Below are 23,565 nucleotides of genomic sequence, written 5' to 3'. Positions count from 1 at the left end.
CGACGGCGACCAGGAGGCCCCCCTTGCCCGCGCCGATCGAAAAGCCGCGCCCCAAGACCATCGACCGCGCCGTCGAAACCCTGCGCCAGGGCGGGTTGGTGGCGCTGCCGACCGAAACGGTCTACGGCCTGGCCGTCGACGCCAGCCAGCCGCGCGCGGTCGCCCATGTGTTCGAGGTCAAGGGCCGGCCGCAGTTCAATCCGCTGATCTGCCACGTGGCGGGTCGCGACATGGCCGGCCGCCTAGTCACCCTGTCGCCGGCCGCCGACGCGCTGATCGCGGCATTTTGGCCCGGTCCGCTGACCCTGGTGCTGCCGCGCCGGGCCGACGCGCCGGTGGCCGATCTGGTCAGCGCCGGGCTCGATACCCTGGCGGTGCGCGCGCCGGCGCATTCGGTGATGCGCCAGGTGCTGTTCGCGCTCGACCGGCCGGTGGCCGCACCGTCGGCCAACCCCTCGGGCCGGCTGAGCCCGACCCGCGCCGACCATGTGGCCGACGGCTTGGGCGACCGGGTCGACCTGATCGTCGACGGCGGCCCGTGCGCCGTGGGGCTGGAAAGCACGGTGGTCGAGGTGCGCGACGACGCGGTGGTAGTGCTGCGCCACGGCTCGATCACCACCGCCGACCTGCGCGCCGTGGTCGCCCTGCCGGTGCGCGAGCGCGAGGACGGCGACCCGATCAATGCGCCCGGTCAATTGCTCAGCCACTACGCCCCGCGCGCCGCGCTGCGCCTTGACGCCACCGAGGTCGCCGACGACGAGATCCTGATCGGCTTCGGCGCGGTCGCCGGCGATCTGAATCTGAGCCCGGCGGGCGACCTGGAAGAAGCGGCGACCCGTCTGTTCGCGTTGCTGCGCGAAGCCGACGCCCGCGCCGACCGCATCGCCGTCGCACCGGTGCCCGACCATGGGCTGGGCCGCGCCATCAACGACCGGCTGCGCCGGGCGGCGGCCCCGCGCCCCCATTGAGGCGCCTTGCCTTGACGCGCCAGGACGCGCCGTCATTGGTCCGGTCGAACCGGTTGTAGCGGGCGAGCCGGGCGGGCCGGCCGCCGATCGCCCAGGGAGACGAGACCGCCCATGACCCTGCCGTCGCCGTTCATCGCCGCGCTGCGCGACGCCCTGCCTGACGCCAGCCTGACCGCCGACGCCGAGCGCATCGCGCCGCACCTGATCGAATGGCGCGGCCGCTATCGGGGCCAGGCCGATTGGCTGGCCCTGCCCGGCAGCACCGAGGAGGTGGCGCGCATCGTGCGCCTGGCCAGCGCCCACGGCGTCGCCCTGGTGGCCCAGGGCGGGCGCACCGGGCTGGTGGGCGCGGGCGTGCCGCGGGCCGGCGAGTTGCCGGTGTCGTTCGCGCGGCTGCGCCGGCTGCGCGCGCTCGACCCCGCCGACGGCTCGCTGATCGGCGAGGCCGGGCTGCCGCTGGCCCAAGCCCAGGCGGCGGCCAACGAGGCCGGGCTTCTGCTGCCGCTGACCATCGCGTCTGAGGGCAGCGCCACGCTCGGCGGCATCGCCGCCACCAATGCCGGCGGCGTCCACGTGCTGCGCTATGGCATGGCCCGCGACCTGGTCCTCGGCCTCGAAGCGGTGCTCGCCGACGGCCGCGTCTGGCACGGCCTGAGCCGGCTGCGCAAGGACAATACCGGCTATGACCTCAAGCACCTGCTGGTCGGCAGCGAGGGCACGCTGGGGCTGATCACCGCCGTGGCGGTCAAGCTGGTGCCGGCGACGCCGCACCGCTCGGTGGCGTTGGTCGGCCTCGACAGCCCCGAAGCGGCGCTGGCGCTGCTGACCCGGGCGCGCGGTGCGCTCGGCGACACCCTCAACGCCGCCGAGTTGATGCCGCGCTTCGGCATCGAGCTGGCGATCCGCCATCTGGGCGCCGACGACCCGCTAGGGCCGAGCCATCCGTGGTTTCTGCTGCTGGAGACCGCCAGCGGATGGGCGCCGGCACGCCTCGCCGCCGCCATGGAGGACCTGCTGGCCGCCGAGATGGAGGCCGGGCGCATCGGCGCCGCGCTGATCGCCCAGTCGGAGGCCCAGGCCGAGGCGTTGTGGGCGCTGCGCCATGGCCTGTCCGAGGCGCAGAAGCACGAGGGCGGGTCGATCAAACACGACATCGCCGTGCCGGTGGGCGCGGTGCCGGGCTTTCTGACCGAGGCGCTGGCGGCGGTGACCGCCCAGGTGCCCGGCTGCCGGCCGTGCCCGTTCGGCCATCTGGGCGACGGCAATCTGCACTTTAACATTTCGGAGCCCGAGGGCGGCGACCGCGACGCCTTCCTGGCTCAGTGGGAGGCGGTCAACCGCACGGTGCACGACATCGTCGCGCGCTGGGGCGGCTCGATTTCGGCCGAGCACGGCATCGGCTGGATGAAGGTGGCCGAACACGCCCGCCTCGCCGACCCCGCCAAGCTGGCCGCCCAGAGGGCGATCAAGCGCGCGCTCGACCCGCACAACATCTTCAACCCTGGACGCATCCTGGCCGCCGACAGCCTGTGAGGCCGGCCCAAGCCGACCGGCGGGCTGGCCGAGGGGGCGCCCCCCTACTGCGACCCGCCGAGGCTTTCGGGGTTGATGCCCAGCGCGCTGACCCGGCTGCGCCAGCGATCGTGCGCCAGGGCCTGCATATTCTCCACCGTGTCGTGCTCGTCGGTGATTTCCAGCCCGATCAGCGTCTCGACCACGTCTTCAAGCGTCACCAAGCCCTGCACGGTGCCATATTCGTCGAGCACGAAGGCGATGTGCCAGCGTTCGCGCACCAGCCGCTCGAACACCTCCGAGACCGAGCTCTGGTCGGGGATGGTCGGAAAGCCGCGCTTGAATTCGGCCAGCCGGCGGTCGAACTCGTCGGCGGCCTGGGCGATCAGCAGGTCGTCCTTCATCACATAGCCGGTGACGTCGTCACGGTTATGGCCATAAACCGCCAGGCGCGAGAACGGCACATCGGCATGGGCCTCGAAGAAGGCGCGCACGCTCATGCCCTCGGGCACCATCACCATGACCGGGCGCGGCGTCATGATGTCGCGCACCGACAAGCGGTGCAGGCGCATCAGATTGGTGACGATGCGCAGTTCCTTGGTGTCGATATGGCCCTCGCGCGCGCCGATCTCGGCCATCGACTTCAATTCGTCGCGGCTGAAGGTGAACGCGCTTTCGCCGCCGCGCGCCAACAGCCGGGTGATCAGCCGCGACATCCACACGAACGGCCACAACAGCACCACCAGCGCCTCGATCATCGGCGCCATCACCGGCGCCAGTTGCGGCCAGTAGGTGGCGCCCAGGGTTTTCGGGATGATCTCGGAAAACACCAGGATCAGAAACGTCAGCACCGCCGACGTGACGCCCACATAACCGCTGCCGAACACCGCGGCCGCCTCGGCGCCGACACCCGCCGCCCCCACCGTGTGGGCGATGGTGTTCAGGGTCAGGATGGCGGCGAGTGGCCGGTCGAGATTGTCCCGCAGCCGGGCCAACGCCTTGGAGCCGGCCGCCCCCTTCTCTTCCAACGACGCCACATAGGCCGGCCGGACCGACAGCAAGACCGCCTCGGCGATGGAACAGAAGAATGAAAAACCCAGCGCGACGGCCAGATAGAGCAGCAACAAAGCGAACATGAAAGGTCCCTAAAGCCCCGCCCCGCGGGGAATGGTAATCTGGCGGTGAAGCGCGACCGAGAGGATCAGGCCATAGGCGGTCATCATGGTCAGCATGGCCGACCCGCCGTAGGAAACCAACGGCAGCGGCACGCCGACCACCGGCAACAGCCCCATCACCATGGCGATGTTGATGAACACATAGAGAAACAGCGTCAGGCTCAATCCCCCGGCGAGCAGGCGGCCGAACTGATTCCGGCAGGTCACTGCCACGAACAGGCCATAGCCCAACACGGCCATGTAAAGCACCAGCAGCACCGCCCCGCCCAACAGACCGAACTCCTCGCCCAGCACGGTGAAGATGAAGTCGGTCTTCATCTCAGGCAGGAAATTCAGGTGGCTTTGCGTGCCTTCCAGATAGCCCTTGCCCGACATGCCGCCCGAGCCGAGCGCAATTTTCGACTGGGTGATCTGATAGCCCGCGCCCTGCGGGTCGCGGCTGGGGTCGAGAAAGGTCAGCACCCGATCCTTCTGATAGTCGCGCAGCAGCACCTTCCAGGCCACCGGCACCGCCGCCGCCGCCGCGACGCTGCCCGAGACGAACAACCACACCGGCGCGCCGGCCAGGAAGATCACCCCCATGGACGCCGCCGCCATCATCAGCCCGGTGCCCAAGTCCGGCTGGCGCATGACCAACAGAACCGGCAGCGCAATCATCAGCATCGGCACGCCCAGGCTGGTGAGTTTGGCGGTCTGCGCCCGGGTCTGGCCGTGATAATAGCGCGCCAGGGCGAGCACCAAGGCGATCTTCATCAATTCGGACGGTTGCAGGCGGATCACCTGCAGGTCCAGCCAACGCTGCCCGCCCATGCCGGTGACGCCGATCAATTCGACCGCGATCAACAGCGCCAGACCGCCGAAGTAAGCCGGGTAGGCAAGCGCCATCCAGGCACGGATATCGACCACCGCGATCGCCAGCATGACGCACAGGATCGGCACGAAGCGGATCGCATGACGCGCCGCCCACGGCTCCATCTGGCCGCCGGCGACCGAATAAAGCATGGCGACCCCGATGCCGGCGATCGCGGTCAGAAGACCGATCACCAGCCAGTTGAGCCGGGCCAGCTTTTGCGCCGGCGACAGGTCCATCCGCCGCGGCGCGAACATCACATCGGCCATTGCCGAACCGCTCCCTGCATGTGTCAGACCTTGCGCGTTTCGCCGCTGGCCTGGGGCCGCCGCCGCTTGAGCACCTCGGCCATCACGTCGCGCGCCACCGGTGCCGCGGCCGAAGCGCCGCCGCCGCCATGTTCCACCAGCACGCCGATGGCATAGCGCGGCGTGTCGATGGGCGCATAGGCCACGAACCAGGCGTGGTGACGCTCGGCCCACGGCTTGTCCTCGTTCTTGACCCCGGCGTCGCGGTCGGCCTGGGTGATCCGGCGCACCTGGGCGGTGCCGGTCTTGCCGGCCATGGCAAAGCCGTCGAGGTCAAGGCGCGAGGTGTAGGCGGTACCGCGATATTCCATCACCGCCTCCATGCCCCGACGGATCACCGCCAGATGCGCGGGGTCCAGGTCGATGACGCCCACGGGCGCCGGCTCGGTGGGCTGGCCGGCGATGGCACGCACCAAGCGCGGCACCACCTGGCGCCCGCCATTGGCGATCCGCGCGGTCATCACCGCGGTCTGCAGCGGCGTCGCCAACAGCGCGCCCTGGCCGATGCCCACATTGAGCGTATCGCCACCGACCCACGGCCGGCCGGTATTGGCCAGCTTCCAGCCCGGTGTCGGCACCAGGCCGTGGCGCGCCGGCAACTCGAAGCCATAATCCTCGCCCAGGCCGAAGGCGCGCGCGAACTCGGCGATCCGCTCGATGCCCACTTCCTTGGCGACTTTGTAGAAATACACATCGCACGAGCGCGCCAGCGCGGTCACCATGTCGACCTTGCCATGGCCGTATTTGCGCCAGCAGTGGAAGGTGTTGTCGCCATAGCGGTAATGGCCGCGGCAGACCTCCTCGTCCTCGGGCGTCACCACGCCATAGTGCAACGCCGCCAGCGCCACCACCATCTTGAAGGTCGAGCCCGGCGGGTACTGGCCGGCGGTACACTTGTTGACCAGGGGCTTGCGCGGGTCCTGGATCAACGCGCGCCAGTTTTCGCGGCTGATGCCCAGATTGAATTCATTGGGGTCGTAGCTGGGCATGGAGACGTGGACCAGCACATCGCCGGTCTCCACGTCCATCACCACCACGCCGCCGCTTTCCTCGCCCAGCCGGCGCGCGGCGAAGCGTTGCAGGTCGCGGTCGATGGTCAGGGTGATGCGGTCGCCGCTCTGGCCCTCGGTGCGCGACAGCTCGCGGATTTCGCGGCCATAGGCGTTGACCTCGACCCGGGTGGTGCCGGCGGTGCCGCGCAGGGTCTTCTCGTAGACCTTTTCGATGCCGCGCTTGCCGACCTTGAAGCCCGGTAGGGTCAACAGCGGGTCGCCGTCCATGTCGCGTTCGGCCGGCGCACCCACATAGCCGACGATCTGGCTGACCATGTCGGCGTCGGGATACCAGCGGGTGGTGCCCGAATCGGGCTGAATGCCGGGCAGTTCCGGGCTCAGCACATTGATCCGCGCGAACGCCTGCCAGTCCAGATTGTCGGCCACGGTGACCCGCATGAACGCGCGCTGGCGGGCGATCTTGCGTTCGATCAGCCGGATCTGGCCGGGCGTCAGGGTGATGATGCGGCCCAGCTTTTCCAGCGTCGCGGCCACGTCGCGGGCCTGTTCGGGGATCAGGAAAACCCGATAATCCTGGCGGTTGGTGGCCATGACGCGGCCGTAACGATCGACGATTTCCCCGCGCGGCGGCGCCAAAAGGCGCAGCGAGACACGGTTTTCCTCGGCCAGCGTCTCATACTGGCTGCCCTGGACCACGCCCAGATAATACATCCGGCCCATCAGCGCGGTCACCGCCAACCCCTGGGCGCCGGCCAGCACCAAGGCACGGCGGGTGAACACGCTCTTGCGGTCGGTTTCGGATTTCACCTCGGCCCTTTCCGAACGAGAACAACGGTCCCGGCGGCGCAGCTTAACGCGCCTTGACCAAACGGCCAAACAGTGCCGCGAAGGCGGGATAGACCGCCGCAGTCATCAGCGTCTGACCAAGCACCGGCCCGACCGGGTGCAGCGCGCCCGCGTGCAGGCCGGCGAGCGCCCAACTGAGCCCGGCCGCGGTCAACGCAACGGGTAGAAAACCGAGCCAGCCGATCCAGAACGACCGGCCGGTCAACCAGGTCTGCTGGTCGGCCAAGGTCAGCCGCGCAATGATCAACACGATCACATTGAGCCCCAATATGCCGCCGGTGGTCACGTCCTGGACCAGCCCCAAGGCGGCGATCGCCGGCAACGGGATCTCGATCTCGTGGGCGGCGGTCAGCACATAGACCAAAATCAACGGCACCATGGGGCGCAGATAGGCGGCCTCGGTGGAGCCCACCGGCAACAGAAACAGCATCATGACCAACAGCGTCACGCCATAGCAGGCGAGCCAGCCGCGCGCCGGACCGGCCGGGGCAAGCGGTTCGCTCATGGCGCGTCGCTGGCCATGGGGGCGACCGGACCGCCGCCGTCGCGCCCGGGCGATCCAGCGTCCGGCCCCGGGTCGCCGAGGGCCGCCGGCTCGGCGCTGTCTTCGGGCGCCGGCGGGGGACCGGGGCGCACCTGCACCAGGTCCAGCCGGCCGAGGGCGGCCGAGGGCCGCACCTTGAGCACGCCGCCGTCTTCCACCAACACGCCGAGCAGCAGGCCCGGCGGATAGACCCCGCCATGGCCCGAGGTGACGATCCGGTCGCCCAGGCGCACATCGGCGTTACGACCGACGAAATCGAGGCTCATCAACGGCCCGTTGCGGCCCACCGCGATGCCCGGCTGGCCGGTGCGCGGCAGCACCACGGGGATGCGGCTGTTCAAGTCGGTGACCAGCAACACCCGCGCCGAGACCAGGCCGACCTCGATCAACCGGCCCACCAGCCCCTGTTCGTCGGTCACCGGCAGGCCGCGTTCGAGGCCCTGGCGGCGCCCGGCGTCGATGATCACATTGCGCACGAAGGCGCCGCCGGGCATGGCGATGACCTGGGCGGTGGCCAGCACGCGCCGGTCGGGCGGCGTCATGTTGAGCAGCCGGCGCAGGCGCCGGTTTTCCATCTCCAGGCGTTCGATGGTCGGAAACATCTGGCGCAGGCGTTCGTTTTCGCGCGTCAGCCGGGCGTTTTCGGTCTGGATGTCGGCAAGGCCCGCGAACCAATGGTCCACGTCGCGCAGCTTGCGCACCGGTGCCGACAAAACGGTCATCACCGGCGCGGTCAGATCGGTCAGGGTCCGCCGGGCGTCGCGCACCAGCGGATGCTCGACGCGGTTGAGGATCACCAGCACCAGCGCGACCACCAGAATGGCCGCGGCCAACACCGTGCCCGAGCGCTCCTTCAACGGCGTCGCGCCGCCCCGTCCGAACCGTTTGGCCCGCGCCACGGCCGTCCCTCCTTCGTGCCTTCAAGGTCGCGCCGGCGATACCGGCCGGCGGTTCAGTCGTCGGTGCTCAGCACATGCTTGAGAAACTCGTCCTCCAGCGCCCGGCCGGTGCCCAGCGCCACGCAGGTCAAGGGTTCCTCAGCGATCGACACCGGCAGCCCGGTCCACTGGCGCAGCACGCTGTCCAGATCGGCCAGCAGCGCGCCGCCGCCGGTCAGCACAATGCCCTTGTCGACGATGTCGGCGGCCAGTTCGGGCGCGGTGTGTTCGAGCGCCACCTTGACGCCCTCGACGATCTGGCCCACCGGCTCGGCCAGCGCCTCGGCGATCTGCATCTGATTGAGCATGATCTCCTTGGGCACGCCGTTCATCAGGTCGCGGCCCTTGATCTCGATCGACCGGCCGACGCCGTCGGCGGGCTCCTGCGCGGTGCCGATCTGGGTCTTGACCCGTTCGGCGGTCGCTTCGCCGACCATCAGATTATGGTGCCGGCGGATATAGCCGATAATGCCTTCGTCCATCTTGTCGCCGCCGACCCGGACCGAATTGGCATAGACGATGCCGCCGAGCGACAGCACCGCCACTTCCGTGGTGCCGCCGCCGATGTCCACCACCATCGAGCCCGTGGGCTCGGTCACCGGCAGGCCGGCGCCGATCGCCGCGGCCATCGGCTCTTCGATCAGGAACACCTTGGAGGCGCCGGCGTCCTCGGCCGCCTCGCGGATCGCGCGGCGTTCCACCGCGGTCGAGCCCGACGGCACGCAGATCACCACCTGCGGGCTGGCGAACGAGCGATTGTGCACCTTCTTGATGAAGTGCTGGATCATGTCGCGGGCGACGTCGAAGTCGGCGATCACACCGTCGCGCAGCGGCCGGATGGCGTCGATGGCGCCGGGCGTCCGGCCGAGCATCAGCTTGGCTTCGTCGCCGACGGCGAGCACCTGCTTGCGGCCGTTAACCGTCTTGATGGCCACCACGCTCGGTTCGTTCAGGACAATCCCCCGACCCTTGACGTAAACCAACGTGTTGGCCGTGCCCAAGTCGATGGCCATGTCCGAGGAAAACATTCCGAAAAGCTTGTTAAACATCACCTGATGTCCTGGTCCGGCGGGCGCCCGGCCGGAGGATGAGTGGACGAATTTCTGAGAGCTGCGTCACGGGCGCCGGCTGCGTCGCGTTGGTCTAAGGGGCGATCGTCTGTGTCCGCACTTCGAGCGTTATAACAGGCATAAGCCGCCACGCAAGCGCCGCAACGCGCCCGGCCCCCGCCCGACAAAAAAAGCGCGCGCGCCGCCGACGATTGGCGGGCATGGCGCGCGCGAGGGAAGACCTGTGGCATCCGCCCCCGGACGGGTCCGAGCCAGGCGGGCGCCAACGCCAACCTTGGAGATCGGCGTATCGGCTCGATAGTCAACAGGCGATATAATCGCCCCCGTCCTTGGTGGATCAACCAGCCCCCTTCAACAGGTCGCGCACGGCGGCCCCGGCAGCTTCCAACCGCGGGTCATGGGCGGCGGCGCGGCGGCGCTTGAAATCGGGCGAGCCGTCTGCGGCGTCGGCCAGAAAGCGAGTGGCGAAGCGGCCGCTTTGCACATCGTCAAGCACCCGGCCCATCTCGGCGCGGGTGGCGTCGGTGACCACGCGCTCGCCGGTCACCGAGCCGCCATAGCCGGCGGTGGTGGAGATCGCCCGGCGCATATGCTCGAAACCGCCCTCGGCGATCAGGTCGACGATCAGCTTGGCCTCGTGCACGCACTCGAAATAGGCCATTTCGGGGCTGTAGCCGGCGGCCACCAGGGTGTCATAGCCGGCCTGGAGCAGATCCGGCAGGCCGCCGCACAGCACCGCCTGTTCGCCGAACAGGTCGGTGACCGCCTCCTCCTCGACCGTGGTCTCCAGAATGCCGGTGCGCCCGCAGCCGAGCCCGCAGGCATAGGCCAAGGCGATGTCGAAGGCCCGGCCGCCGGGGTTCTGGTGCACGGCGACGACGGCGGCAAGGCCCCGGCCGGCCTCATACTCCGCGCGCAGCCAGCGCCCGGCGCCCTTCGGCCCGACCAGGAACACGTCCAGATCAGCGCGCGGCACCAGATGGCCGAAATGGATCGCCAGGCCGTGCGCCAGGCCGAGCGCCGCGCCGTGGCGGAGGGCGGGTTCCACCGCCTCGGCATAGACCTGGGGGATCACCTCGTCGGGCAGGGTCAGCATCACCAAGTCGGCGCCGTCGGCGGCGGCGGCGGGGCTTTGCACCTCGAAACCGGCGGCGGCGGCGGCCTGGGCGCCGGCACCGTCGGCGCGGGCACCGACCACCACGTCATAGCCCGAGCGGCGGAGGTTGAGGGCGTGGGCATGGCCCTGGTTGCCATAACCGATCACCGCCAGCCGGCGACCTTCTAAGACGGATGGGTCGGCGTCGCGGTCGCGATACACCTTCATGGGCGATCCTCCTGTTGGGTCGGATGGGACGGCGCGGGCGCCGTGTCGGGGTCGGCCGCGCGGGCGTCTGGCGTGTCGGCCGTGGCGAACCAGCGGGCGAGTGCTGCTGCGGCGGCGGCGGGGTCGCCGGCGTCGAGCCGGGGCCAGGACGCCAAGCGATTGCGAAACCAGGTTTCCTGGCGCTTGGCGTATTGGCGGGTCTGGGTGATCGCGCGGGCCACGGCGGTGTCGCGGTCCAGATGACCGCGCACATGGTCCAGCAAGGGCGGGACGCCGAGCGCCTTCATCGCCGGCAGGCTGGGGTCCAGGTCGCGCGCCGCCAGGGCGCGCACCTCGTCGAGCGCGCCGGCGGCCATCATGGCCTCGAAGCGCCGGGCGATGCGGTCGCGCAAACGCGCCCGGTCCAGGCTCAACACCGCGCGCACCTGCGGCCGGCCGGCCAACGGGCCGGGCGTGCGCGCGCCCTGCCAGGCGCTCAGGGGGCGCCCGGTCGAGCGCACCACTTCGAGCGCCCGGGCGATGCGCTGGCTGTCGCCGGGCGCCAGGGTGGCGGCGGCGTGCGGGTCCTCGCGCGCCAGGTCGTCGTAAAGCGCCTGCGGCCCGCGCGCGGCCATGGCGTCGCGCACCGCGCTGCGCACCGCGGGGTCGATGGCCGGCACCGGCGCCAGCCCGTCGCACAACGCCTCGAAATAGAGCCCGGTGCCGCCGACGAAGATCGGCACCGCACCGGCGGCGTCCGCTTCGGCCAGGGCCTCAGCAGCGGCAGCGGCCCAATCGGCGGCGGAAAACGCCGTCGCCGCGTCGACCGTGCCGAACAGACGATGCGGCACCGCGCCTTGCTCGCGCGCGCTGGGGCGCGCCGACAACAGCGCCAGATCGGCATAAACCTGCACGCTGTCGGCGTTGACGATCCAGCCGCCAAGGGCGCGCGCCAACCGCAGGGCGACCGCCGTCTTGCCCGCGCTGGTCGGACCTGCGATAAGAACCGCCTTGCCTTTTGCCGATCCGAGATCGTTTTCCATGACGCTTGTCGCTACTCTGCTGGTCGGAGCCGACCACAGCCATAGCCTGACGCGGGCCGTGTCGGAAGCCCGCGCGGCGCTCGCCGCCGCCGGTGGGCTGGTGGGTCAGACCCGCCCGCTCGGCCCGACCGCCACCGCGATCCGGTTCGAGGGGCTCGATGCCGCCTCGGCCTATCGCTCGCTGGACCGCCTGACCACCGCCCTGCCCCTCGACGTCCATGTCCAAAAGGCCGACCAGAGCCCCAAGCGGCTGTTCCTGGCCGATATGGATTCGACCATGATCACCGTCGAATGCATCGACGAGATCGCCGACATGGTCGGGGTCAAGGACCAGGTGGCCCGGATCACCGAAGCCGCCATGCAGGGCGAACTGGATTTCGAGGGCGCGTTGGTGGAGCGGGTGGCGCTGCTCAAGGGGCTGAAGGCCGCGGCCCTCGACCGCACCTATGACCAGCGCATCACCTTCACGCCCGGTGCGCGCACCCTGGTGCAGACGCTGGCGGCGCAGGGCGTGCACACGGTGCTGGTGTCGGGCGGCTTCACCTTCTTCACCGAACGGGTGGCCGCCGCGCTGGGCTTCGACGACAACTATGCCAACCGGCTGGAGATCAGCGACGGCCGGCTGACCGGCCAGGTGATCCCGCCGGTGTTCGGGCCGCAATCCAAGCTGGCGACGCTCGAAGCTGTGATGGCCGACCGCTCGATCCCGCCCGAGGCGGTGCTGGCGGTGGGCGACGGCGCCAACGATATTCCGATGCTGACCCGCGCCGGCCTGGGCGTCGCCTATCACGCCAAGGCCAAGGCGCGCGCCGCCGCCGATGCGGCTCTCGACCATGCCGACCTGACCGGCCTGTTGTATCTGCTGGGCATCCCCCACGACCAGTTCGTGAGCTGACGCCCTCCCCAAACCCCCAGACAAGGCCCGACCGCGCGGCACGCAAAGGCCGCGACCGCGACGCGGCAACGAAAAGGCCCCCCGCCATGCCGGCGAGGGGCCTAGTCTTTTCGCTATGCGCGATGGGTGCCGACCATCGGGCCGGAGACGCGGGCCAAGATCAGCCTTCCTCGCCGTCGCCGTTCTCCAGCGCCAGCGGGCGGTGGAAGAAGCTGTCGCCGTTCGGCCGGTAGAGATAGAGCAGCACGGCCGACCGTCCGTCTTCGCGGGCCTCGGCGATCCGGTCGGCCAGATCCTCGGGCTTGCTCACCGGCGACTGGTTGACCTCCAGGATCACATCGCCGGGACGCACGCCGATGCGCCACGCCTCGCTGCGCCGGGTCAGGTCCATGACCACGACGCCCTTGAGGTCGCGGTCCAGATCCATCCGCTCGCGCAACTCGTCGCTGACCGCCGACAGGTCCATGCCGAGCATTTCCTGCGCGCTAGAGCCGTCGTCGTCGCCGCCCATGCCGTGCCCGGCAACGGCCGCATTGGCCAGGTCGTCGGGAAACTCGGCGAGGGTGATCCGGGTGGTGCGGGTCTTGCCCTGACGCACATACTGCACCTCGACGGTTTCTCCCACCGGGGTCAGCGCGGCCACCTGGGCCAGTTCGCTGGAACTGTCCACGTCGCGACCGGCGAAGCGGGTCACCACGTCGCCATGGCGCAGGCCGGCCTTGTCGGCGGGGCTGCCCTTGGTCACCTCGGCGATCAGCGCGCCCTCGTCAACGCCGAGCGCCTCGGCCATGTCGCCGATCACGTTCTCGATCCGCACACCGATATAGCCGCGACGGAACTTGCCGCTTTCGCGCAGGCTGTCGACCACGCGCTTGGCGAAGTTGGAGGTGATCGCGAAGCCGATGCCGACGCTGCCGCCGCTGGGGCTGAAGATCGCCGTGTTGACGCCGATCACATTGCCGTCCAGGTCGAACAGCGGGCCGCCCGAATTGCCGCGGTTGATCGGCGCGTCGGTCTGGAAATACTCGCCCACATTGCGGCCGCCGCCGGCGATCTGATCGCGGCCCTTGGCCGAGACAATGCCCGAGGTGACGGTGCCGCCAAGGCCGAACGGATTGCCGATCGCCAACACCCAGTCGCCGACGCGCGCGGCATCGGAATCGCCCCAGTTGACGTGCGGCAAGTCCACGTCGGCCTCGATCTTGAGCAGCGCCAGATCGGTGTCGGCGTCGCGGCCGACGATTTCGGCCTCATACTCGTCGCCGCCCACGGTGGTGACGCGGATCTCGTCGGCCTCGCGCACCACATGGTTGTTGGTGACGATATAGCCCTTGGCGTCGATGATGAAGCCCGAGCCGAGCGACCGGACGCGGCGCTCCTCGGGTTCTTCGTCGTCGCCATCGCGATTGAAGAACTCCTCGAACGGCGAGCCCTCCGGGAAGATGCGACGGCGCGGGCGCTCGACGAACCCTTCCGATGAAATGTTAACGACCGCCGGCGCCAGCCGGTCGACCAGCGGGGCGAAACTGCCGGGCGCCCCCTTGGGCTGCGCGGTGGCCGCCTGGGTGGCCGACAGCATGACCAGAGCCGTCAGAGCAAGTAGAAAGGCACGCGCCCATGCCGCCGGGGCGGCGGTGCGTGCCATGGCCGGTGTCCGTGTCAACGTCACCTTGAGACTCCTTTGCATGAATCGATCATCGCGGCGATTGTCCAGCCGCTCCGCCGGACCCGCACCCGGGCCGACTTCTGCCGGGCCGACTTGCTATCAACGCCAAGGCGCCGCCCACCGGAATCGCCGCTCGTTTTACATAAAGGAAGGCACGGCCGCATCGACAATGGGGGGTCGATCAGCCGTGCCGGATTTGCGGTCAAAGACAAATGACCGGACAACTAGTTTTTGCCATCCATTTTTTCGCCGGACAGTTTGCCCATGAACATGTCGAAGAACGGATTGTCGGGCGACAACACCAAGGTGGTGTCTTCCTTCTTGAGCGTCCGGCGATACGCCTGCATGGACCGATAGAAGGAGAAGAAATCCTCGTCCTTGCTGAACGCCTCGGCAAAGATCCGGGTCGCTTCCTTGTCGCCCTGACCGCGCATCTGCGCAGCTTCCTTCTCGGCTTCGGCGATCAGGATGGTCGCCTTGCGGTCGGCCTCGGCCTCGATGCGCAGCTTCTGCTCCTGGCCTTCCGACCGCGCCTTCTGGGCATCGCGCTTCCGCTCGGCTTCCATGCGGCGCAGAATCGCTTGCGTGTTGGCCGGCGGCAGGTCGGCGCGACGGATCCGGACGTCGACGATCTCGATGCCGTACTTGTCGCGGGTCTGGCTATCCACCGACGCTTCGATCCGCTTCATCAGATCGTCGCGGGCATCCGACAAAAGCGTGTCGAGCGTCCGTTCGCCGAGCACCTCGCGCAGATTGGAGCGCAGTTGCTTGGTGATCTGGTCGCGCGCCGCGGTCACCGTGCGGATCGAGCGGTACATCTGCGTCGGGTCGACGATACGGAACCGGGCGAAGGCATCCACCACCAGACGCTTCTGGTCGGACGCGGTGACCTCCTCGGGCTCCATGTCCAGATTGAGCAGCCGGTTGTCGAGCCGCAGCACGGTGCGCCAGGGCAGCTTGAAGTGCAGGCCGGGTTCCTGCACCGCCTTCACCGGCCGGCTGAATTCCAGAACGATGACCTGTTCGGTTTCGTGGACCGTGTAGACGGACATCAGCCCGCCCACGGCGGCGACCAGCCCGAGGATCGCGAGGACGACGGAACGTGCCTTCATCATTGGCCTCCCTGGCTGCTACCGCCGGCTTGCGCGCGGCCCTTGTTCAACTGATCGAGCGGCAGATAGGGAACCACACCGCCGTCGGTACCGGTGCCGGTGCCGACAATGATCTTGTCCATGCCCGACAGCACCTCTTCCATGGTTTCCAGATACATGCGCCGTTTGGTGACGCTTTCGGCGCCTTGATAGGAATCGTAGATCGACAGGAAGCGCGACGCCTGGCCCTCGGCCCGGGCGACCACCTGCTCGCGATAGGCCTGGGCCTCTTGCAGCATCCGTTCGGCCTGGCCGCGCGCCTCGGGGATCACCTTGTTGGCATAGGCCTGGGCTTCGTTGCGAATCCGCTCGCGGTCGGCCTCGGCCGCCTGGACGTCCCGGAACGCGGCGATCACCTGCTGCGGCGGGTCGACTTCGAGAAGCTGAACCTCGTTGACCAGCACGCCGGCCTCATAGCGGTCGAGCGTCTGTTGCAGCAATTCCAGCGTCTCGCCCTGGATGACACCCTTGCCGGTGGTCAGCGCCTGTTCGATCGGCGTGCGGCCGATCACATCGCGCAGCGCCGACTCCGCGGCCATGCGCACGGTCATTTCCTGGGGCCGCTCGATGTTGAACAGAAAGCGCTGGGGATCGCTGACCCGCCAGAAAACCGTGAACTGAATGTCGACGATGTTTTCGTCGCCGGTCAGCATCAAGGTTTCTTCCAGGCCCGACCCGGTCCGACCGCGCCGGCCGAGCATGCTGCCGTCGATCTTGGTCTCGTGGATCTTCTCCACCGACACCTGTTCGACCGACTGAATGGGGAACGGCAGATGGTAGTTCAGACCTTCGCCGGTGATCGCGGTGAATTGCCCGAACGTGGTGACCACGCCGCGCATGCCGGGCTTGTTGGAATAGATACCGCTCGCCCCCCAGACGATCAGGAACAGCACCAGCAACAGCAAAATGCCGCGCGCGCCGCCCATGCCGCCGGGCAGCATGCGTTTGAGCCGCTCCTGACCCTTACGAATCAAATCGTCCAGGTCGGGACCTTGACCGCCGGGACCGCCCGGGCCGCGACTGCCGCCGCCACCGCCTTGTCCCCACGGATTGTTGCCGCGGCCGCCGCCCTGGCCGCCATTCTGACCCCAGGGGTTACGACCACCCCCGCCGGAATTATCTTGCCATGGCATATATGAAAGCTCCTGCCGCCCCGGGTTGGTGAACGCTGAGTTGCCTTGATATCGGGCGCGGCTGTGACCATCCGTATATAAACGTTGACCGGGCCGGTGCAACGGCGGGCGTACAAGTGTCCCATCGCGACCCTTGCCCGGCAGCGACCGGCCCGATACCGCTGGCCCACCCGGCCCCACCCCGGAGCCCGACGCTGGAGACACCCATGCCCCCGACCCGCGATACCATCCTGGCCGCCCTGCGCGCCGTCGTCGACCCCGAAACCGGCCGCAATGTGGTCGATGCCGGTCTGATTTCCGGCCTCACCCTGTCGGGCGGTCAGGTGGGGTTCTCGCTCGATCTGGGCACCAGCGGCGACGCCGCCGCCAAGGAACCGCTGCGCCGCGCCTGCGAAGACGCGGTGCGCGCGCTCGACGGGGTCGACGCCGCCTTCGTGGTGCTGACCGCCGAACGTCCGCCGAGCCCCGCACCGGCAGCCAGCCGCAGGCGCAGCGACAAAAAGGACAATCGCAGCGGCGCCATCGCCGGCGTGCGCCATATCATCGCGGTGGCATCGGGCAAGGGCGGGGTCGGTAAATCCACCCTGTCGGTCAATCTGGCGCTCGGCCTGCGCGACCTGGGCCTCAAGGTGGGGATCATGGACGCCGATATCTACGGGCCGTCGCTGCCGCGCATGCTCGGCATCTCGGGCGAGCCCCAGAGCGACGGCAAGACCCTGACGCCATTCGAGGCGCGCGGTGTCAAGGCGATGTCGATCGGCTTCATCGTCGAGGAGGACAAGGCGATGATCTGGCGCGGGCCGATGGTCATGACCGCGGTCACGCAATTGCTGTACGATGTGGACTGGGCGCCTTTGGACGTGCTGGTGGTCGACATGCCGCCGGGCACCGGCGACGCGCAACTGACCATGGCGCAGCGGGTGCCGTTGTCGGGGGCGGTGGTGGTGTCGACGCCCCAAGACATCGCGCTGATCGACGCGCGCAAGGGCATCGCCATGTTCGACAAGGTGAACGTGCCGCTGCTGGGGCTGGTCGAGAATATGAGCTATTATGTCTGCCCCCATTGCGGCAGCCGCGACGAATTGTTCGGCCACGGTGGCGCGCGCGCCACTGCCGAGGCACGCAACACGCCGTTCCTGGGCGAGGTGCCGCTGCACCTGGCGATCCGCGAGATGTCGGACACCGGCACGCCGATCGTCGACAGCCAGCCCGACAGCGAACAGGCGCAGGCATTCGCGCGCATCGCCCAAGGGGTCAAGGCGCAACTGGACGCCCGCGCCCAAGCGCCCACAGGCCCCACGATCCGCATGGGCTAAGACAAGCCGGGGGCCGTGGCTGGGGTCGGAGGCCAGGGGCGACGCCGCCCGACCCCCGCGCGTCCCTCACCAAAGGGCGTGCCGGCACGCGCAGCGGCGGTCAAAGCAGCTTGTCGAACAGGGTAATGAGCGCCACCGCGACCGCGATCATGGCGCCGAGGCGCACGGTCAGGCGTAATTCCAGGTCCTTGATCTCACCGCGCAACCCGACCTTCAAGGCGTCCACCTCGCCGGTCATTTCCGACTTAAACGCCGCCATCTCGCCGACCATTTCCGACTTAAATACCGACATTTCGCCGAAGATCTCCGCCTTGAACGCGTCCATCGCGCCAAGCAAATCGGCCTTGAAGGTCGCCATCTCACCGGCCATTTCCGACCTGAACGCCGCCATCTCGCCGGCCATTTCCGACTTAAATACCGACATTTCGCCGGCACCCTCTGCCTTGAACGCCGCCAGTTCGCCGGAGATCTCCGCCTTGAACGCGTCCATCGCGCCAAGCAGATCGGCCTTGAAGGCCGCCATCTCACCGGCCGTTTCCGACTTAAACGCCGCCATCTCGCCGGCGATTTCCGACCTGAACACCGATATTTCGCCGGCAACCTCCGCCTTGAACGCCGCCAGTTCGCCGGAGATCTCCGCCTTGAACGCCGCCACCTCGCCGCGCAGGTCGGCGATTTCGGTGCGCAGTTCCTGGGTCTGCAGCCTGAGGTCGGCCTTGGTCGCCAGTTCGGCGTCGCGAAACTCGCTCAACAGGGTCACCACCGCGCGCGCCTGATCGTCGGACCAGCCATGCTCGGTCAGATACTGCGTCGCGCGCAGGGTGTCGAAGATCCGGCCCACGGGCTCGTCGGCGGCGGTCATGCGCTTAGCCTCCCTCGACCGCCATCATACGCCAGGACGCCGGTTCAACAAAGCGCGCGCCACGCCGAGGCCACCGGCGCCCCTTGGCTTGGCGGCGCCGATCGCCTACCAAGGCGGCAAACGAGGCCCGAGGAGGGAGCCGCCCATGCCCAAAGTCTTCGACCGCATCCTGATCGCCAACCGCGGCGAGATCGCGTGCCGGATCATGCGCACCGCCCAGGCCATGGGCATCGACTGCGTGGCGGTCTATTCCGACGCCGACGCGCACGCCGCCTTCGTCGACCGGGCCGACGCTGCGGTTCATATCGGCCCGGCGCCGGCCGGCGACAGCTATCTCAAGGCCGAGGCCATCGTCGCCGCGGCCCGACGCACCGGCGCCCAGGCGATCCACCCGGGCTATGGCTTCCTGAGCGAGAACGCCGACTTCGCCGAGATGTGCGCGGCCAACGGCCTGACCTTCATCGGCCCGCCGGCCGACGCGATCCGCGCCATGGGGCTGAAGGGCGAGGCCAAGCGGCTGATGGAAGAGGCCGGCGTGCCGGTGGTGCCCGGCTATCACAGCGCCGACCAGAGCGACGCCAGCCTCGCCGCCGAAGCCGAGCGGATCGGCTTTCCGCTGCTGATCAAGGCGGTCGCCGGCGGCGGCGGCAAGGGCATGCGCGTGGTCCACGACGCCGGCCAGTTCGCCGACGCGCTCGCCGCCGCCCGGCGCGAGGCCCGAAGCGCCTTCGGCAACGACGTGGTGTTGCTGGAAAAATACATCCAGGTACCGCGCCACATCGAGATCCAGGTGTTCGCCGACCGCTACGGCCTCGCGGTGTCGCTGTTCGAGCGCGACTGTTCGCTGCAACGCCGCCACCAGAAGGTGGTCGAGGAAGCGCCCGCCCCGGGCATGCCGCAAGAGATGCGCGAGGCCATGGGGGCTGCGGCGGTCGCGGCGGCCAAGGCGATCGGCTATGAGGGCGCCGGCACGGTGGAGTTCATCGTCGACGTGGCCAACGGCCTCGACGGCGCGCCGTTCTATTTCATGGAGATGAACACCCGGCTTCAGGTCGAACACCCGGTGACCGAGATGATCACCGGCGAGGACCTGGTGGAATGGCAGTTGCGGGTTGCCGCCGGCGAGCCCCTGCCGCTGGTCCAGGACGATATCGACATGGACGGCTATGCGGTCGAGGTGCGCCTCTACGCCGAGGACCCGGCGCGCGACTTCGTGCCCGCCACCGGCCGGCTCGACCGGCTGGCGTTCCCCGACGAAGACGGCATCCTGCGCGTCGACGCCGGCGTGCGCCAGGGCGACCGGGTGACGTTGCACTACGACCCCATGCTCGCCAAGATCGTCGCCTGGGGCGAGGACCGGCGCACCGCCCTCGCCCATCTGCGCCACGGCCTGCGCAACACCGAAGTGGCCGGGCTGGCGACCAATCTGAGCTTCCTGCAACGGGTGATCGACCATCCCGCCTTCGTCGCCGGCGACATCGACACCGGCTTCATCGCCCGCCACGCGGCCGACCTGACCCCGCCGGCCACGGCGCCGGCGCCCGAATGGCTCTATCTGGCGGCCCTCGGCGTGGTCGCCCGGCGCCGCGCGCAGGTGGCGGGCCTGGCCGCCGCGTCAGGCGACCCCGGCTCGCCCTGGCACCGGGTCGACGGCTGGCGGCTCAACCGCCCCTATGCCGAGACCCTGACCTTCGAGGGTGCCGACGGCCTGCGCCGCCACCTGACCCTGGTGCCGGTGACCGCTACCGACCCGGGCAGTGACCGGGACACCGACGCGGACCGCCCCCATGCCGGCGGCTATCGCATGACCGTGGCGCTCGACGACGGCGACGGCGCCGGCAGCGTCGAGGCCGAGGCCCATGTGCGCCTGCGCGGCCAGACCGGCGAGCGCTTCGAGGCGGTGGTGGACGGGCTCAGCGTCCACGCCACGGTGCAGGTGCACGACGACCGGGTGGTGGTGATCCACGCGGGCCACACCGCGGTGCTGACCCGGCACACCCTGCGCGTCGACGCCGACACCGACGCCGAGGCGCCGGGCACGGTGCGCGCGCCGATGCCGGGCAAGGTGCTGGCGGTCCTGGTCGGAGAGGGCGACCCGGTGGCCAAGGGCGCGCCGCTCGTGGTGCTGGAAGCGATGAAGATGGAACAGACGCTGACCGCCCCGCGCGCCGGCACCGTCACCGCCCTGACCCTGCGCCCCGGCGACCAGGTGGGCGACGGCGATGTGCTGCTGAGCGTGGCGGACGGAGAATAGCCACGGGTCTGGCATGCCTTGTCTTGTGCAATCGGCAGCAGCGCCCTTATTCTGGAGGGCAGCTTTGCCGTGCAGGAGGCGCAGATGACCCGATCGACCGTCTCGACCACCGACAAAACCCAGATTGTTCGCCTTCCCCAAGCGGTCGCGTTTCCCGAGGGGATCGACCAGGTGGACATTCTTAAGGTCGGCCATAGCCGGCTGATTGTCCCCAGGGGCAGGCGCTGGGATGATCTGTTCCGACACGGCCCCCGCGCGACGGACGACTACTTTCGTGATCGTGAGCAACTTTAATTCGAACCAAATCGCCGAATCATGCAATCAACACATCAAACGCGCCCCAACCATCATTTTTTATCCTTAATTTTATCCCAAACCCATAATGCGCGATCCATTTCTCTCAGTGAAACATCAACTTTTTTGGCTTCTCCAATAATTTCATCTGCAATTTGGTCATAAAACAACATGTCTTCATAATTCGATGGCTCTGGCCTTCCAAGAGAGAAAATTACTCGATAATCTAAAATTGGTGTATCATGCTGACGAAACCAATGCATTACTGCTGTCGCAGTCCGCAAGCGAACACCTTTCAATTCAACTAAAAAATCAAGACTTTTACTTCGACTAACCTCACTTAATGCCGCATGTGTTTTTCTCGCAATCTCCGAACTTGTGTTTCTCTGGCGATGCATTTTTGGCCTAGGGCTTTTCCAACTGCAAATAAATTCAAAATCCTCATCAGTTAAATAGCCCCTGTCCTGGCAATTCGGAACAATTTTAAACTCAATTTCCTTTTCAGCCTCACGATTCTTACCGCTTATATATTGCCAGTATGTCTTTGCGAGCCGAAGGATTTCTTTTTTGTCTCCAAATGGAAAATTAGTGTGCAAATAATTCTCTTTACTGAATTCATGACTAACAAAGCCAGGAACAACAGGAGATAAAACTGATTTTTCTGCGACCTCCGAAGAACCACCTTCACTGAATTTCCTGATTTGCAAATTATTATTATCTAATACATTTACTCGCAGATATTCGTTTTCCGAAAGACCGATATCACACAATAACGAAGTTACTGAAGTCTTACCCCCAAGACTTGAAGGCTCTAGATCGGAAACTGGACGGACGTTACAATGCATGTAGGGCTTGTTGTTTTTCTTAATACCAACTGTCCCCTTCCATTTTCCAGGCCAGCCCTCAAACTCTAATATTAACTCCTCTTTGTGCTTCCAGCCATGGTCTATTGCGATTTCTTGGCAAAAGTAAATATGCAGTTTTTTGCCTCCAGATTTCAATTTTTCCGGACCAATTCGAGCAGAATACATCTCATCACCATAAAATTCTAAAAAGCTACAATTTTACTTAAATTCCGCGCCTGTAAAGTGTCAACGAAAATCGGCTTCAAAAGCGGAGCCATGCATACACATCACTCCCCCACCCGCACGTCCACCCACACCAGGCGGTGGTCGGAGCTGGGGAAGGGGTAGTCGCCGACCAGGCGGAAGACGCGGCTGTCGGGGTCGGGCCAGAACACCCCGGCGGCGACGATGGTGACCCCCGGCCCGCCCGGCAGCACATAGTCGACGCGCAGATTGCCGACGCCGCCGGCGCCCGAGGGGGCGCCGTCGTTGAAATCGGCGGTGTCGGTGGCCGGGTCGCCCCATTGGCGGTCATTGGCGCCGCCCTGGCGTCGGGCTGCCGCCACCGCGCCGTCGGACGCGGGCTCGGGCTGGGTCTCGATGCGCGGATGGTCGAGCAGTTGGGCGATCGCAGCGGTGGCGTCGCCGTCGTCGGGGTCGGCGTTCAGGTCGCCGGCGATCACGAACGCGGCCCGGTCGTCCAGACCGCCGCGCCCGCCCCGGTCGTCATAGAGATAGTCGGCCGCCCCCGGCGTCACATAGTCGGCCCACAGACGGATTTCATCATGGTTGCGGCGGCCGTTGCGGTCTTCGGGGCCGTCGAAGCCCGGCGGCGTCGGGTGGCTGGCCAGCAGGTGCAGCGCGCGGCCGTCCTCCAGGCGCAGCGGCACGTCCCAATGGCTTTTCGACGACAGCGGCAAAGCGCGCAGGATGTCAGGGCCGTACCAGTCGCCCGGCGCCTCGGTCGCCGGGTCGTCGGGCAGCTTGGCGCCCGGCATGTCGGCCCAGCGAAAGTGCTGGAAGGTGCGCACCGCCTCGGTGTCGATCGCCAGCTTGGACAGCACCGCCATGCCGTACTGGCCCGGGTGGACGCCATAGCCCCAGGCGTCCGGACCGCCTTGGGCGTCGACCTTGCCGTCGCGGTTGAGGTCGTGGCCCGAAGGCTGGCCGGTGTTGACCGGTGCCACGAAACGATGCGGGTAGAAGACCGGCGCGGCGCCATTGTGCGGCTCGGCCAGATAGCGCTCCTGCAACAGCGCGACCGCGCGGCCCTGCGGGTCGTGGTCGATCTCGTTGAGCAGCAGCACGTCGGGGCGCACCCGCTGGATGATCTCGGCGATGGCGTGGGCCTGGTCGGACCCGGCGTCGAGATCGGCGACCAGGGCGCCGGCGGCGTCGCGATAGAGCGACACGTTGAAGGTGGCGATGCGCACCGCGCCGTCGGCCTTGGCCGGCACCAAGGGCTCAGCACCGGCGGGCGCCCCGGGGGCCAGCCACAGGCCCAGCGACACCAACGACACAGCGGCGACACGACGCGAAACACGGGCCAAGGCGGTTCTCCTCATGGGCAGGGCGGCCA

20 protein-coding genes are annotated in these 23,565 nt (G+C 67.8%); 6 read left to right on the top strand and 14 right to left on the bottom strand.

The features are described 5' to 3' along the window. Positions 1-23 precede the first annotated feature (23 nt). Positions 24-968 carry an L-threonylcarbamoyladenylate synthase gene (locus EV659_RS13645; RefSeq protein WP_132709444.1) on the top strand — a complete coding sequence of 315 codons (945 nt, stop codon included), beginning with the start codon at positions 24-26 and terminating at the stop codon, positions 966-968. Positions 969-1,079: 111 nt separating this feature from the next. Next, positions 1,080-2,501 (top strand): FAD-binding oxidoreductase, encoded by a 1,422-nt coding sequence (locus EV659_RS13640; RefSeq protein WP_132709443.1) that lies wholly within the window; start codon positions 1,080-1,082, stop codon positions 2,499-2,501. 44 nt (positions 2,502-2,545) lie between these two features. Here the strand turns inward: EV659_RS13640 and EV659_RS13635 are convergent, their stop codons facing one another. The 8 genes from EV659_RS13635 to miaA all read right to left on the bottom strand — a co-directional run bounded on the left by EV659_RS13635 (position 2,546) and on the right by miaA (position 11,570). Beyond that, positions 2,546-3,616: a hemolysin family protein gene (locus EV659_RS13635; RefSeq protein ID WP_132709442.1), complete on the bottom strand. Its 1,071-nt coding sequence runs from the start codon at positions 3,614-3,616 to the stop codon at positions 2,546-2,548. A gap of 9 nt (positions 3,617-3,625) precedes the next feature. Then, entirely contained in the window at positions 3,626-4,774 is a 1,149-nt protein-coding gene (gene rodA / locus EV659_RS13630; protein WP_200287923.1) for a rod shape-determining protein RodA, read from the bottom strand. Between the two features lie 23 nt (positions 4,775-4,797). After that, complete coding sequence (mrdA, locus tag EV659_RS13625; protein WP_132709441.1) at positions 4,798-6,633, bottom strand: penicillin-binding protein 2; 1,836 nt, start codon at positions 6,631-6,633, stop codon at positions 4,798-4,800. A 43-nt stretch (positions 6,634-6,676) separates the two neighbouring features. After that, on the bottom strand, positions 6,677-7,177 hold the full coding sequence (locus tag EV659_RS13620; RefSeq protein ID WP_132709440.1) for a hypothetical protein: 501 nt from the start codon (positions 7,175-7,177) through the stop codon (positions 6,677-6,679). Then, positions 7,174-8,115 carry a rod shape-determining protein MreC gene (gene mreC / locus EV659_RS13615; RefSeq protein WP_132709439.1) on the bottom strand — a complete coding sequence of 314 codons (942 nt, stop codon included), beginning with the start codon at positions 8,113-8,115 and terminating at the stop codon, positions 7,174-7,176. Before mreC ends, EV659_RS13620 begins: the two co-directional genes overlap by 4 nt. A gap of 53 nt (positions 8,116-8,168) precedes the next feature. Then, entirely contained in the window at positions 8,169-9,203 is a 1,035-nt protein-coding gene (locus EV659_RS13610; protein WP_132709438.1) for a rod shape-determining protein, read from the bottom strand. 358 nt (positions 9,204-9,561) lie between these two features. Beyond that, positions 9,562-10,548, bottom strand: coding sequence for a ketol-acid reductoisomerase (ilvC, locus tag EV659_RS13605; RefSeq protein WP_132709437.1), 987 nt, complete (start codon positions 10,546-10,548; stop codon positions 9,562-9,564). Further along, positions 10,545-11,570 carry a tRNA (adenosine(37)-N6)-dimethylallyltransferase MiaA gene (gene miaA, locus EV659_RS13600; RefSeq protein WP_132709436.1) on the bottom strand — a complete coding sequence of 342 codons (1,026 nt, stop codon included), beginning with the start codon at positions 11,568-11,570 and terminating at the stop codon, positions 10,545-10,547. Before miaA ends, ilvC begins: the two co-directional genes overlap by 4 nt. Here miaA and serB point away from each other — a divergent pair. Beyond that, a complete protein-coding gene (gene serB, locus EV659_RS13595) occupies positions 11,569-12,465 on the top strand; it encodes a phosphoserine phosphatase SerB (RefSeq protein WP_132709435.1) in 897 nt (298 codons plus the stop codon). The genes miaA and serB overlap by 2 nt on opposite strands. 160 nt (positions 12,466-12,625) lie before the next feature. Here serB and EV659_RS13590 read toward each other — a convergent pair whose 3' ends face one another. From EV659_RS13590 to hflK, 3 genes are all read right to left on the bottom strand, one after another. Then, positions 12,626-14,134 carry a DegQ family serine endoprotease gene (locus EV659_RS13590; RefSeq protein WP_207136825.1) on the bottom strand — a complete coding sequence of 503 codons (1,509 nt, stop codon included), beginning with the start codon at positions 14,132-14,134 and terminating at the stop codon, positions 12,626-12,628. A gap of 221 nt (positions 14,135-14,355) precedes the next feature. After that, positions 14,356-15,243 (bottom strand): protease modulator HflC, encoded by an 888-nt coding sequence (hflC, locus tag EV659_RS13585; protein WP_132709433.1) that lies wholly within the window; start codon positions 15,241-15,243, stop codon positions 14,356-14,358. Then, a complete protein-coding gene (hflK, locus tag EV659_RS13580) occupies positions 15,243-16,415 on the bottom strand; it encodes an FtsH protease activity modulator HflK (RefSeq protein WP_132709432.1) in 1,173 nt (390 codons plus the stop codon). The genes hflC and hflK overlap by 1 nt, the downstream gene beginning before the upstream one ends. 206 nt (positions 16,416-16,621) lie before the next feature. Between hflK and apbC the strand changes: the two genes are divergently transcribed. Next, entirely contained in the window at positions 16,622-17,731 is a 1,110-nt protein-coding gene (apbC, locus tag EV659_RS13575; RefSeq protein ID WP_132709431.1) for an iron-sulfur cluster carrier protein ApbC, read from the top strand. Positions 17,732-17,831: 100 nt separating this feature from the next. Here apbC and EV659_RS13570 read toward each other — a convergent pair whose 3' ends face one another. Beyond that, positions 17,832-18,593 carry a CCDC90 family protein gene (locus tag EV659_RS13570; RefSeq protein ID WP_132709430.1) on the bottom strand — a complete coding sequence of 254 codons (762 nt, stop codon included), beginning with the start codon at positions 18,591-18,593 and terminating at the stop codon, positions 17,832-17,834. Between the two features lie 145 nt (positions 18,594-18,738). On the opposite strand from EV659_RS13570, the gene EV659_RS13565 reads away from it, so the two are divergent. After that, the gene (locus EV659_RS13565; protein WP_132709429.1) at positions 18,739-20,847 is read left to right on the top strand and encodes an acetyl/propionyl/methylcrotonyl-CoA carboxylase subunit alpha; all 2,109 of its coding nucleotides are present in this window, start codon (positions 18,739-18,741) and stop codon (positions 20,845-20,847) included. 84 nt (positions 20,848-20,931) lie between these two features. After that, positions 20,932-21,141 (top strand): type II toxin-antitoxin system VapB family antitoxin, encoded by a 210-nt coding sequence (gene vapB / locus EV659_RS13560; RefSeq protein ID WP_132709428.1) that lies wholly within the window; start codon positions 20,932-20,934, stop codon positions 21,139-21,141. Between the two features lie 53 nt (positions 21,142-21,194). On the opposite strand, the gene EV659_RS13555 is transcribed toward vapB, so the two are convergent. After that, the gene (locus EV659_RS13555) at positions 21,195-22,172 is read right to left on the bottom strand and encodes a hypothetical protein (RefSeq protein WP_132709427.1); all 978 of its coding nucleotides are present in this window, start codon (positions 22,170-22,172) and stop codon (positions 21,195-21,197) included. A 101-nt stretch (positions 22,173-22,273) separates the two neighbouring features. Continuing rightward, positions 22,274-23,551: an endonuclease/exonuclease/phosphatase family protein gene (locus EV659_RS13550; RefSeq protein WP_132709426.1), complete on the bottom strand. Its 1,278-nt coding sequence runs from the start codon at positions 23,549-23,551 to the stop codon at positions 22,274-22,276. Positions 23,552-23,565: the final 14 nt, after the last annotated feature.

Source organism: Rhodothalassium salexigens DSM 2132, assembly GCF_004341375.1.
Classification (GTDB): domain Bacteria; phylum Pseudomonadota; class Alphaproteobacteria; order Sphingomonadales; family Rhodothalassiaceae; genus Rhodothalassium; species Rhodothalassium salexigens.
Note: the sequence above shows the minus strand (reverse complement) of the source record. Positions and strands in the feature narration are given on the sequence as shown.